Origin of the sequence: Paraburkholderia bannensis NBRC 103871, assembly GCF_000685015.1 — a bacterium.
Taxonomy (GTDB): domain Bacteria; phylum Pseudomonadota; class Gammaproteobacteria; order Burkholderiales; family Burkholderiaceae; genus Paraburkholderia; species Paraburkholderia bannensis.
Genome location: NZ_BAYA01000002.1, coordinates 22,308 through 35,101, shown reverse-complemented (window position 1 = coordinate 35,101; position 12,794 = coordinate 22,308). Strand labels below are relative to the sequence as shown.

The following is a 12,794-nucleotide window of genomic DNA, read 5'->3' as shown; positions in this document are numbered from 1 at the left end:
AAGATAAAAGTGGCAAAAGCGCAGGAAAACGATCATGGCGGACGAAACCAGCGACGCTGTAGCAGGCGTGGACGAATTGATGCAGCGCATCGCACACGAGTACGAGGCGCTGCCGCGGCAGCTCAAAAGCATCGCGACGTATATCGAGCAGAACCGCGCGAGCGTGATGATGGATCGCACCAGCGACATCGCCGCGAGTTGCGGCGTGCATCCCTCGGCGGTGGTGCGCTTTGCGCAGCGCTTCGGCTTTTCGGGCTTCTCCGATTTGCAGGCGGTGTTCCGCCAGGCGTATGCGGGGCAGGGCGTATCGGCGACGAGCTATCAGCAGCGCATCCGCCAGTTGATCGACGCCAAGGACGGCGAGGCCAGCCCGGAACTGGGCGGCACGGTGGCGCGCGAATTCATCGGCGCGTGCCGCAGCGGGCTGGACGAGCTGGAGGCGGGCCTCGACGACGCGCAGTTCGACGCCGCCGTGCAGATGCTCGAACACGCCGACAACATCTATGTGATCGGCGTGCGCCGCTCGTTTCCGGTGGCGAGCTACATCGTCTATGCGCTGCAGCACACACGCAAACGCGTGCATCTGATCTCGGGGCTGGGCGGCATGTATCACGAGCAGATCCGCAGCGTGAGGAAGGGCGACGTGGTGGTCGCCATCAGCTTCGCGCCCTATGGCAAGGAGACGCAGTACTGCCTGCGCGCGGCGCAGCAGCACCAGGCGAAGACGCTCGTCATCACCGACAGCCAGCTTTCGCCACTCGCGCGTCACGCCGATGCGCAACTCTATGTGAAGGAGGGGAGCGCGTTTGCGTTCCGCTCGCTGACCAGCACGTTCTGTCTGTGCCAGGCGCTGTTCGTGGCGCTCGCGTACCGGCTCGAACTCAACGTAGAAGAATCGACCGACCCTGGAGGATACGATGACTGATGGAAAGACGCTGAACGTCGCGGTTTTCGGCGCGGGCCGCATTGGCCGCATTCATGCGGCGAATCTCGCGCGCCAGCCCGGCGTGCGTCTGAAGTACGTGATCGACGTGAACCGCGAGGCCGCCGCCGCGCTCGCCGCGCAACACGGCGCGCAGGTGAGCGACATCGACAGTGCATTCGGCGACAAGGAAATCGACGCGACGGTGATCTGCTCGTCAACCGATACGCATTCCGAACTGATCTTGAAGTCGGCGGCGGCGGGCAAGCATATCTTCTGCGAGAAGCCCGTCGATCTCGCCATCGGACGCGCGCGCGAATGCGCGGAAGCGGTCGAGCGCGCGGGCGTGGTCGCGATGATCGGCTTTCAGCGCCGCTACGACCCGACGTTCGCCTCGCTCAAGACGCGTCTGGATGCGGGCGAAATCGGCACGCCGGAAATGCTGATCGTCACGAGCCGCGATCCGGGCGCGCCGCCCGTCGAGTACATCAAGCATTCCGGCGGCATCTTCAAGGACATGCTGATTCACGACTTCGACATCTTCCGCTGGATCCTGGACGACGAAGCCGACAGCGTGCACGCGACGGGCAGTTGCCTGTCCGATCCGGCGATCGCCGATGCGGGCGATATCGATTCGACGGCTGTGACGATCCGCACGAAGCGCGGCCGTCTTTGCCAGATCAACACGGCGCGGCGCGCGGCGTATGGCTATGACCAGCGCTTCGAGATTCTCGGCAGCGAAGGCATGCTGCAGGCCGGCAACATGAAGCCGACCGAAGTGGTGGCGTGGTCGAAGACGTCGGTGGCGCAGGACGTGCCGGAAGCGTTCTTTCTCGAACGTTATCGCGCGGCCTATGCGCGCGAAATGGCGCACTTTTACGAAGCGGTGACGCAGGGCGTGCCGGTGCGCACGAGCGTCGCCGATGGCCTGAAGGCGCTCGAACTGGCTGAAGCCGCGGCGTTGTCGTGGCGCGAAGGGCGCGTGGTGAAGCTGGGCGGTTGATAGGCGAAGAGCGTCGCTTCCTGGGAAGTGGCGCTGCTTTTATAGGCAGGATTCCGAATCAAGATCGTTGGCGAACCAGGAAGGAGACGAACCATGCAATCAAGCGATCGTGCCCGGCCATTGCGCGTGGGTGTGGCGGGACTCGGGCGGCTGGGGCGGCGCCATGCGCAGAATCTCGCGTACCGCGTGCCGGGCGCCACGCTCGCGGCGGCGTGCAGCCCGCTGGAAGACGACCTGGCGTGGGCGCGTTCGGCGCTGCCCGAAACGCATCTGTACAACGACTACGCGCAACTGCTCGCCGACGATTCCATCGACGCCGTCTGGCTGGTGACGCCATCATCGTTGCACGCGCAACAGATTGTCGAGGCCCTGAAGGCGGGCAAGCACGTGTTCTGCGAGAAACCGCTTTCGCTCGACGTGGCCGAGTGCGAGCGCGTTGTCGAAGAGTCGCGCCGCTTTCCGGGCCAGCAGGTGACGATCGGCTTCATGCGCCGTTTCGACCCGAGCTATCACGACGCCTTCGAGAAAGTGCGCGAAGGCAGGATCGGCCGGCCGTTCCTGGTGCGCTCGCAAAACTGCGACCTCAATGATCCCGATGGCTTCTTTGTGCGGTTCGCGCCGACCTCGGGCGGCATTTTCCTCGACTGCACCGTGCACGATATCGACGTTGCGCGCTGGCTGCTCGGCAAGCCGCGCGCCACGCGCGTCTTCGCGGCTGGCGCGGTCGCGCTGCACGAGGGCCTGCGCGAATTCGGCGATGTCGATAACGGCGTGGCGATCTGCGAGTTCGAAGGCGGCAAGCTGGCCATGTTCTACGCCTCGCGCACCATGGCGCACGGCAACGACACGTCGAGCGAGGTGATCGGCACGGCGGGCGCGCTCGCCATCGGCCGGGTGCCGCGCACGAATCGCGTGGAGATCTTCGACGCGCATGGCGCGCGCAGCGAATGCACGCCGACCTTCTTCGAGCGTTTCGAGGAAGCCTTCCTGATCGAGGCGCAGGCATTCGTGGCGGCGGTGCGTGCGCGCCTGAACGGCGCGGCGGCGGACGCGGGGCAGGGCGCGAGCCTGGAGGATGCGCTGGAGGCGACGCGCATCGGCTACGCGCTGCGGCAATCGCTGCAGACTGGTCAGGCGGTCACGCTTTGAGCCCTGCACGGGGTTTCGGCGGCGAGCCGAGCGTGGCATGGTGCGGCTGCGGTAAAATCGCAGTTATCTGACGCACCGAGCAGACGCACAGCGCCACCAAACGTGACGGAACTCAACCGCACGTCACGGCGCGCCACCGAAGGATCCAACCCCGATGCAGATTCAGGTTCACAAGGAAGTGGATGCGCGCGGGCTGAACTGCCCGCTGCCGATCCTGCGCGCCAAGAAGGCGCTGGCCGACATGGAAAGCGGCCAGATTCTCAAGGTTCTCGCCACCGATCCCGGCTCGCAGCGCGATTTCGCCGCGTTTGCGAAGCAGACCGGCAACGAGATCGTCGAAAGCACGCAGCAGGACAAGACGTTCGTGTTTTTGATGCGCCGCCGCTAAAGCGCTCCAATGCCGTGTTTCAGGCATAAAAAAAGCCCGCAATCGCAAGATCGCGGGCTTTTTTGTTGGCGCAGGAAGGAAAGCTTAGCCTTCCAGCACCGGGTTGCGCGTGCGCAGGTATTCCTCGAAGTCTGCGGCGACTTCCGGGTGACGCAGCGCGAATTCCACGGTCGCTTTCAGGTAGCCGAGCTTGCTGCCGCAGTCGAAACGCGTACCGTGATACTTGTACGCGAGCACCTGTTCGTCGGCGAGCAGCGACTGGATCGCATCCGTGAGCTGCAGTTCGCCGCCCGCGCCCGGCTTGAGCGCGCGCAGGTGGTCGAAAATACGCGGCTTGAGCACGTAACGGCCGACCACGCCCAGGTTCGACGGCGCGACTTCGGGCGCCGGCTTTTCGACGATGCCCGACAGCTTGACGATTGAGTCTTCCCACTCCTTGCCGTCGACGATGCCGTACGAGCGCGTTTCCGAGGGGGGGATCTCTTCCACGCCCAGCACCGAGCTGTGGTAGTGGTCGAACACTTCGACCATCTGCTTCATCACGGGCGGCGTGCCGTACAGCAGGTCGTCCGCGAGGATGACGGCGAACGGGTTGTCGCCGACCAGCTTTTCCGCGCACAGGACGGCGTGGCCGAGACCGAGCGCTTCCGGCTGGCGCACGTAGAAGCAGTCCACGTTGTTCGGCTTGATGCTACGCACCAGCTCAAGCAGCTTGGCCTTGCCGCGCGCTTCGAGCTCCGCCTCGATCTCATAGGACTTGTCGAAATGGTCTTCGATCGCGCGCTTGCTGCGGCCGGTCACGAAAATCATCTCCGTGATGCCTGCCGCGACGGCCTCTTCAACCGCGTACTGGATCAGCGGCTTGTCGACGACCGGCAGCATTTCCTTCGGGCTGGCCTTCGTTGCCGGAAGGAAGCGCGTGCCGAGGCCCGCCACCGGGAATACCGCTTTAGTAACTTTTAGCATGTCTGTTGTCCTGGTCCTGGGGTCCGGCGCCGCGCGCGCCGCCAGACCTCACCTTAGCCGATTCAGGCAGGCAGCCGCGCGAGTTGCGCAGTCAGCTTGCCCAGCGTTGCCTGGAATTCTGCCAGTCGTTTCTGCTCTTGTTCAACCACAGCAGGCGGCGCTTTTGCTACAAAACTGTCATTTCCCAGCTTTGCATTGCACTTCGTCACTTCGTTCGACAGTCGGGCGATTTCCTTCGAGAGGCGTTCGCGCTCGGCTGCCACGTCGATTTCGACCTTCAGCACGAGCTTGTCCGTCCCTACGATAGCAACCGGCGCGCCTGCCGAGGCCGCGTCGAGCGCCGCTTCGTCGGCGATCACCTGAACTTCCGAGAGCTTCGCCAGCGCCTTTGCATAGGGCGCGAACGATTCCAGGCGCTCTGCATTGCCCGTGACCAGCAGCGGCACCTTCGTTGCAGGCGAGAGGTTCATCTCGCCGCGCAGGTTGCGGCATGCGTCGATCACGGCCTTCAGGTCGTTGGCCCACTGTTCGGCGGCTTCGTCGATCTTCTTCTGTTCGGCGACCGGGTACGGCTGCACCATGATCGATGCTTCGCCCTCGGTCTTGCCCTGCGGGTAAGCGTCGGTCAGCGGCGCCACCTTTTGCCACAGCGCTTCGGTGATGAACGGGATCACCGGATGCGCGAGGCGCAGAACCGTTTCCAGCACGCGCAGCAGCGTGCGGCGCGTGGCGCGTTGCTGCTCCGGCGTGCCGGTCTGGATCTGTACCTTCGCCAGTTCCAGATACCAGTCACAGTATTCATCCCAGACGAACTTGTAAATGGCATTGGCCACATTGTCGAAGCGATAGTCGGCAAAACCCTTGGCGACGTCGGCTTCCACGCGCTGCAGCAGCGACACGATCCAGCGGTCGGCCTGCGAGAAGTCGGTGTAGCCGCCCGGGCCGCAATCGCCCGGCTGGCAGTCACCCGGCTTGCTGAAGCCGCAGTCGTGGCCTTCGCAGTTCATCAGCACGAAACGCGTGGCGTTCCAGAGCTTGTTGCAGAAGTTGCGATAGCCTTCGCAGCGCGCGAGGTCGAAGTTGACGTTGCGGCCGAGCGTAGCCGTCGACGCCATCGTGAAGCGCAGCGCATCGGTGCCGAAGGCAGGGATGCCGTCCGGGAATTCCTTGCGGGTCTTTTTCTCGATGGTGGCGGCCTGCTTCGGGTTCATGAGGCCCGTGGTGCGCTTGGCGACCAGCGTTTCCAGGTCGATGCCGTCGACGATGTCGATCGGGTCGAGCGTGTTGCCCTTGCTCTTGGACATCTTCTGGCCTTCGGCGTCGCGCACGAGACCGTGCACGTAGACCGTCTCGAACGGCACCTGGCCGGTGAAGTGCGTGGTCATCATGACCATGCGCGCCACCCAGAAGAAAATGATGTCGAAGCCCGTCACCAGCACGGAAGAGGGCAGGAACGCCTCCAGTTCCGGCGTTTGAGCAGGCCAGCCGAGCGACGAGAACGGCACGAGCGCCGACGAGAACCACGTGTCGAGCACGTCTTCGTCGCGCTTGAGTGCGCCGGTGTAGCCCGCGGCGTCGGCTTTCGCACGCGCTTCTTCTTCGGTCTTCGCGACGAAGATTTCGCCGTTTTCGCCGTACCACGCCGGGATCTGGTGGCCCCACCAGAGCTGACGCGAGATGCACCAGTCCTGGATGTTCTCCAGCCACTGGTTGTAGGTGGTGTTCCAGTTTTCCGGCACGAACTTGATCTGGCCGTTGCGCACCACGTCGAGCGCGGTTTCGGTGATCGACTTGCCCGGATTGAAGGTGCCTTCCGGCGCCGGCTTGCTCATCGCCACGAACCACTGGTCGGTCAGCATCGGCTCGATTACGACGCCCGTGCGGTCGCCGCGCGGCACCATCAGCTTGTGCGGCTGCACCGAATCCAGCAGACCCAGCGCCTCGAAATCGGCGACCACCTGCTTGCGCGCCTCGAAACGGTCGAGGCCGCGGTACTTTTCAGGCGCGTTGTCGTTGATCTTCGCGTCGAGCGTCAGGATCTCGATCATCGGCAGGCCGTGGCGCTGGCCCACCGCGTAGTCGTTGAAGTCGTGCGCGGGCGTGACCTTCACGACGCCCGTGCCGAACTCGCGGTCGACGTATTCGTCGGCGATGATGGGGATCTGGCGGTCGGTCAGCGGCAGCGCGACCATCTTGCCGATCAGGTGCGCATAGCGCTCGTCTTCCGGATGCACCATCACGGCCGTGTCGCCGAGCATGGTTTCGGGACGCGTGGTCGCCACCGTCAGGTGGCCCGAGCCGTCCGCGAGCGGGTAGCGCAGGTGCCAGAGGCTGCCGGCTTCTTCTTCGCTCGCGACTTCGAGGTCGGAGACGGCGGTGCCCAGCACCGGATCCCAGTTCACGAGGCGCTTGCCGCGGTAGATCAGGCCCTGTTCGTAAAGGCGCACGAACACGTCGCGCACGGCGGTCGACATCTTGTCGTCCATCGTGAAGTACTCGCGCGACCAGTCGATCGACGCACCCAGACGGCGCACCTGGCCCGTGATGGTCGAGCCCGACTGCTGCTTCCATTCCCACACGCGTTCGACGAACTTTTCGCGGCCGAGGTCATGGCGCGACACCTTCTGCGCGTCGAGCTGGCGCTCCACGACGATCTGCGTGGCGATGCCCGCGTGGTCGGTGCCGGGCACCCACAGCGTGTTCTCGCCGAGCATGCGGTGATAGCGCGTGAGGCCGTCCATGATCGTCTGGTTGAACGCGTGCCCCATGTGCAGCGTGCCGGTGACGTTGGGCGGCGGCAACTGGATCGAGAAGTTCTTGCGGCCGGGCTCGAAGGTCGCGGCGGCGTAGCCTCGACGCTCCCATTCCGGGCCCCAGTGGGCCTCGATGGTCTGGGGCTCGAAGCTTTTCGCTAGCGTGCTGTCGCTCATGGGTGGAATCTGCCGAAAAAAGGATGCGTAAAACGATCGATTATAAGGGGTAGCGAGGGCTGTCGCGGCGCGCGGCCCGGTATAGGGGCGCCTGGGGGGCGCTGCGCAGGCGCTCGGGCGGCCCGCATGACGGCTTGCCGGCCCGGGCGCGATCGCCATTTATAATGACGGTCTAATCCGAAGTACGCCCCCGAATTCCGCTGGATCCCGCCGCCCCATGCCAGAACTGCTCGCCAATCTGAACCCCGAACAACACGCCGCCGTCACGTTGCCCAACGAACCGGCACTCATTCTGGCCGGGGCCGGCAGCGGCAAGACGCGCGTGCTGATCACGCGCATCGCGTGGCTGATCCAGCAGGGCCTCGCCTCGCCGATGACGATTCTCGCCGTGACCTTCACGAACAAGGCCGCGCGCGAAATGACCGCCCGTCTTCAGGCGATGATGCCCATCGACACGCGCGGCATGTGGATCGGCACCTTCCACGGGCTGTGCAACCGCATGCTGCGCGCGCATTACCGCGACGCGGGCCTGCCGCAGACCTTCCAGATTCTCGATACCGCCGACCAGCTTTCGGCGATCAAGCGTCTGATGAAGGGCCTGAACGTCGACGACGAAAAATATCCGCCGAAGAACCTCCAGTACTTCATCAACAACGCAAAGGAACAGGGCCTGCGTCCGAAGGACGTCGACGTGACCGACGACTTCAACCGCAAGTTCGTCGAGCTTTACGACGCCTACGACCAGCAGTGCCACCGCGAAGGCGTGGTCGATTTCGCCGAACTGCTGCTGCGCTGCTATGAGCTGCTCGCCTACAACGCGCCGCTGCGCGCGCACTACCAGGCGCGCTTTCGCGACATCCTCGTGGACGAGTTCCAGGACACCAACAAGCTCCAGTACGCGTGGCTCAAGCTGCTGGCGGGCCCGGGCAACGCGATCTTCGCGGTGGGCGACGACGACCAGTCGATCTATGCGTTCCGCGGCGCGAACGTCGGCAACATGCGCGACTTCGAAAACGAATTCCGCGTGAAGCACATGATCAAGCTGGAGCAGAACTACCGCTCGCACGGTCATATCCTGGACACCGCGAATCACCTCATTTCGCATAACTCGCGGCGTCTGGGCAAGAACCTGCGCACCGACGCGGGCCACGGCGAACCGGTGCGCGTCTACGAGGCGGCGACCGATTCGCAGGAAGCGGGTTTCATCGTCGAGGAAATCCGCGCGCTGATCGCGCAGGGCCTGGCGCGCCACGAGATCGCCATTCTGTATCGCAGCAACGCGCAGTCGCGCACGATCGAGCACACGCTCGTCAACGGCGGCATTCCGTACAAGGTGTATGGCGGCCTGCGCTTCTTCGAGCGTCAGGAAATCAAGCACGCGCTCGCGTATCTGCGCCTGATCGACAACCCGAACGACGATACGGCGTTCTCGCGCGTGGTGAACTTCCCGGCGCGCGGCATCGGCGCGCGCTCGATCGAGCAGCTGGCAGACGCGGCGCGCCTCTACAACTGTTCGATGGCGGCGGCGATTCCCTACGTGACGGGCAAGGCGGGCACGACGCTCGGCTCGTTCGCCAATCTGGTCGCGAAGATGCGCGCCGAAACCGCGCAGATGAGCCTGCCGGAAACCGTCGAATACACGGTGCGCATGAGCGGTCTCGCCGAGTTCTATCAGGGCGAGCGCGAAGGCCAGGACCGGCTGGAGAACTTGCAGGAACTCGTGACCGCGGCCACGGCGTTCGTGAGCGAAGAGGGCTACGGCATGGATACGCCGGCGCGCTCGATTCCGCTGCGTCCGGGCGCGTCGAAGGCGCCGGAAATCGTTTCGCAGGACGGCGAGATCGAAGTGCTCGACGCCCCCACGCTCATCGATCCCGCGCAGAATCCCGACGTCATGACGCCGCTCGCCGGTTTCCTCTCGCACGCGTCGCTCGAAGCGGGCGACAACCAGGCGCAGGCGGGCCAGGACGCCGTGCAGCTGATGACGGTGCACGCGGCGAAGGGGTTGGAGTTTTCGGCGGTGTTCATCACCGGTCTCGAAGAAGGCCTGTTCCCGCACGAGAACAGTGCGATGGAAGCCGACGGCCTGGAAGAAGAGCGCCGCCTGATGTACGTGGCGATCACGCGCGCGAAGGAGCGGCTCTATATCTCGTTCGCGCAGAGTCGGCTGCTGCACGGCCAGACGCGCTACAACGTGCGCTCGCGCTTCTTCGACGAGTTGCCGGAGGAGTCGCTCAAGTGGCTCACGGCGAAGGTCGAGGCGGGCGCGCGTTGGGGCGGCCGCTCGGACAACGCCGGTTGGGGCCGCGACTGGTTCTCGCGCGGCGGCAATGGTGGCAATGGTGGAAGTGGCGGCGGCAAGAGCGGCGGCGGTTCGCGCGAGCGCGACGCCTATGTCGCCGACAAGACGCCGCTGCCGAATTTCGCCAATGAGCAGCGCGCCGCCGAAGCGGGTTTCCGCGTCGGCCAGGACGTGTTCCACACCAAGTTCGGCGAAGGCAAGATCACGGCGCTCGAAGGCAGCGGCACCGACGCCAAGGCGCAGGTGCGCTTCAAGCGTCACGGCGAAAAGTGGCTCGCGCTGGCGGTGGCGAAGCTGCAGGCGGTTGATTAAGCGACCCGCGCTCTACCAGCGCCAAATCGGGGAATCCAGACGATGATTAGCAATACGCGCCCGCTTGGCGTGCTCGCGGCGCTGCCGCAGGAACTCGGCGACCTGATCGCCGCGATGCAGGCCGAATCGGGCGTGCAGACGCGCACCTTCGGCCAGCGCGACTACCACCTCGGCACGGTGCATGGCGTGCCCTGCGTCGTGACGCTCGCACGCGTCGGCAAGGTCGCGGCCGCCGCGACGGCCAGTGCGCTGATTCACGCCTTCGACGTCGAAGCGATCGTCTTTACGGGCGTCGCGGGCGGCGTGGGCGCGGACGTGCACGTCGGCGACGTGGTGGTGGGCGAGACGCTGCTCCAGCACGACATGAACGCCGAGCCGCTGTTTCCGCGTCATGAGATTCCGCTGCTGGGCCGCGCGCGTTTCGACGCCGACCGTGCGCTGGCGGCTGGGCTTGCGGCCGCGTGCGAACGCTTTGTCGAAGAAGAGGGCGTGGCGCTGGCGGCACGCTTCAAGGGCGCGTTGCCGCGTCTGGAACATGCGCTGCCGCGCGTGCATCGCGGTCTCGTGATCAGCGGCGACCAGTTCGTCGCGAGCGCGGCGGCGGTCAGCGAGCTGCGCGCCGCCTTGCCCGACGCGCTGGCCGTGGAGATGGAAGGCGCGGCGATTGCCCAGGTCTGTTACGAGTACGGCGTGCCGTGCGCCGTCGTGCGCACGATCTCCGATACCGCCGACGAACACGCGAGCGTGTCGTTCTCGTCGTTCCTCACCGACATCGCCGGGACGTATTCCACCGGCATCCTGCGGCAGTTCCTGGCCGCTTACGGCGCGCGCGCCTAAGGGACGCGCAAGACTGCGTCAACTCTTGCGCTAGGCCTTGCGCGCGGCCTCCACGGCCTCGCGGATCGCTTGCAGGGCGCTGGCGTCCTCGATGGTCGGCAGCTCGCCGGGCTCGCGGCCTTCGGCGAGCGCCGCAATCGCACGGCGCAGCAGCTTGCCGGAGCGCGTCTTCGGCAGCATCGGCACGAAATGCACGTGCGCCGGACGGCCGATTGCGCCAAGCTGCCGATCCACCGTCGCCGCAATCGCGGCGGCCAGTTTGCCGGCAGGCTTCGGATCGGCGGCCGCCGCGGCGTCGCGCAGCACCACGAAGGCCAGCGCGGCCTGGCCCTTCACCGCATCGCTCACGCCCACGACGGCCGCTTCCGCGACCGCCGCGTGCGAGGAAATCGCTTCCTCGATTTCGCGCGTGCCCAGCCGATGGCCCGCCACGTTGATCACATCGTCGGTACGCCCGAGGATCGTCACGTAGCCGTTTTCATCCTGCACGCCCCAGTCGAAGGTCGAATAGACCTGCTGGCCCGGCACGCTTTCCCAGTACGTTTTCACGAAGCGCGCATCGTCGCCCCAGACCGTCTGCATGCAGCCTGGCGGCAGCGGATAGCTCAATGTAATCACGCCTTTCGTGCCACTCGCGCACGGCTCGCCGGTGTGTTCGTCGCGCAGCACGAGGTCGTAGCCATAGCAGGGCACGCCCGGCGAGCCGAGCTTCTGCGGCAGCTTTTCCACGCCGCCCTGAATGGCGAGCATCGGCCAGCCGGTCTCGGTCTGCCAGTAGTTATCGACGACGGGCTTGCCGAGCGCGTCGGAAATCCACGTAGCGGTCGGCTCGTCGAGCGGCTCGCCCGCAAGGAACAGCGTGCGCAGGCTCGACAGATCGGCGGCATGCAGCAGGGCGGGATCCTGCTTCTTGAGCACGCGGATCGCCGTGGGCGCGGTAAACATCAGGTTGATCCTGTGCTGCTCGACCAGACGCCACCAGATGCCGCCGTCGGGGCGGATCGGCGTGCCTTCGTACATGACGGTCGTCATGCCCGCGAGCAGCGGCGCGTAAATAATGTAGCTATGGCCGACCACCCAGCCGATATCGGACGCCGTGAACATCGTGTCGCCCGCGCGGCCTTCGAAGATCGTTTCCATCGAGGTCGCGAGCGCCACCGCATAACCGCCCACGTCGCGCTGCACGCCCTTCGGCTTGCCGGTCGTCCCCGAGGTGTAGAGGATGTAGGACGGCTCGTTCGATTCGAGCCATTCGCAGGGCACATGCGCGTCGTGGAACTGCTCGCGCAACGGTTCGTAGTCCACCAGATAGGGCGCGGACAGCCGCTCTGGGGCGAGCTGGCGGTCGATCAGCAGCACGCGGGGCGGCGCGAATTCGGCGCGCGCCATCGCTTCGTCGACGAGCGGCGTGTAGTCGATCACCTTGCCGCCACGCGCGCCTGCGTCGGCGCTCACGAGCAGCACGGGCTTTGCATCGTCGATGCGCGCGGCGAGGCTCGGCGCCGCGAAGCCGCCGAACACCACCGAATGGATCGCCCCCAGGCGCGCGCAGGCGAGCATGGCGAACACGGCTTCGGGGATCATCGGCAGGTAGATCAGCACGCGCTCGCCGCGCTTGACGCCCAGCGAGCGCATCACGGCGGCCATGCGGTTCACTTCGGCGTGCAGGTCGGCGTAGGTGTAGCGGCGCTCGATGCCGGTTTCGGTCGAGACGTAGACGAGGGCGTTCTGCTGCGCGCGCGTGGCCAGGTGGCGGTCGACGGCGTTGAAGCAGAGATTGGTGCGCCCGCCCGTGAACCAGCGCGCAAACGGCGGATTCGAGCGGTCGAGCACACTGTCGAACGGCGTTTCCCAATGGATGCGCGCGGCTTCGCGGCGCCAGAACTCCTCGGGGTGTTCGATCGACTCGCGGTGAAAATCGCGGTAGCGCATGACGTCCATCCTCGCGTGCTTGCTGTCTGGAGAGTCGAGGATAGTGCAGCGCA

General features: G+C 65.5%; 9 protein-coding genes. 6 read left to right on the top strand and 3 right to left on the bottom strand.

Annotation, left to right across the window (positions count from 1 at the left end; all coding sequences use genetic code 11):
- Nucleotides 1-34 precede the first annotated feature (34 nt).
- The 4 genes from BBA01S_RS02880 to BBA01S_RS02865 all read left to right on the top strand — a co-directional run bounded on the left by BBA01S_RS02880 (nt 35) and on the right by BBA01S_RS02865 (nt 3,462).
- Nucleotides 35-925, top strand: a complete 891-nt coding sequence (locus tag BBA01S_RS02880; RefSeq protein ID WP_027815109.1) for a MurR/RpiR family transcriptional regulator — start codon at nt 35-37, stop codon at nt 923-925.
- The gene (gene iolG / locus BBA01S_RS02875) at nt 918-1,925 is read left to right on the top strand and encodes an inositol 2-dehydrogenase (RefSeq protein WP_027815108.1); all 1,008 of its coding nucleotides are present in this window, start codon (nt 918-920) and stop codon (nt 1,923-1,925) included. Before BBA01S_RS02880 ends, iolG begins: the two co-directional genes overlap by 8 nt.
- A 93-nt stretch (nt 1,926-2,018) precedes the next feature.
- Entirely contained in the window at nt 2,019-3,074 is a 1,056-nt protein-coding gene (locus BBA01S_RS02870; RefSeq protein WP_027815107.1) for a Gfo/Idh/MocA family oxidoreductase, read from the top strand.
- A 160-nt stretch (nt 3,075-3,234) separates the two neighbouring features.
- Nucleotides 3,235-3,462 carry a sulfurtransferase TusA family protein gene (locus BBA01S_RS02865; RefSeq protein ID WP_027815106.1) on the top strand — a complete coding sequence of 76 codons (228 nt, stop codon included), beginning with the start codon at nt 3,235-3,237 and terminating at the stop codon, nt 3,460-3,462.
- 84 nt (nt 3,463-3,546) lie between these two features.
- Here the strand turns inward: BBA01S_RS02865 and galU are convergent, their stop codons facing one another.
- Both galU and BBA01S_RS02855 read right to left on the bottom strand, forming a co-directional pair.
- Nucleotides 3,547-4,428: a UTP--glucose-1-phosphate uridylyltransferase GalU gene (gene galU, locus BBA01S_RS02860; protein WP_027815105.1), complete on the bottom strand. Its 882-nt coding sequence runs from the start codon at nt 4,426-4,428 to the stop codon at nt 3,547-3,549.
- Nucleotides 4,429-4,490: 62 nt separating this feature from the next.
- Nucleotides 4,491-7,358 (bottom strand): valine--tRNA ligase, encoded by a 2,868-nt coding sequence (locus tag BBA01S_RS02855; RefSeq protein ID WP_027815104.1) that lies wholly within the window; start codon nt 7,356-7,358, stop codon nt 4,491-4,493.
- Between the two features lie 217 nt (nt 7,359-7,575).
- Here BBA01S_RS02855 and BBA01S_RS02850 point away from each other — a divergent pair, with 217 nt between their 5' ends.
- Nucleotides 7,576-9,972 (top strand): UvrD-helicase domain-containing protein, encoded by a 2,397-nt coding sequence (locus BBA01S_RS02850; RefSeq protein ID WP_027815103.1) that lies wholly within the window; start codon nt 7,576-7,578, stop codon nt 9,970-9,972.
- Between the two features lie 42 nt (nt 9,973-10,014).
- Nucleotides 10,015-10,809 (top strand): 5'-methylthioadenosine/adenosylhomocysteine nucleosidase, encoded by a 795-nt coding sequence (locus BBA01S_RS02845; RefSeq protein WP_042295799.1) that lies wholly within the window; start codon nt 10,015-10,017, stop codon nt 10,807-10,809.
- Nucleotides 10,810-10,839: 30 nt separating this feature from the next.
- Here BBA01S_RS02845 and BBA01S_RS02840 read toward each other — a convergent pair whose 3' ends face one another.
- Complete coding sequence (locus BBA01S_RS02840) at nt 10,840-12,783, bottom strand: propionate--CoA ligase (protein WP_281176929.1); 1,944 nt, start codon at nt 12,781-12,783, stop codon at nt 10,840-10,842.
- Nucleotides 12,784-12,794 lie beyond the last annotated feature (11 nt).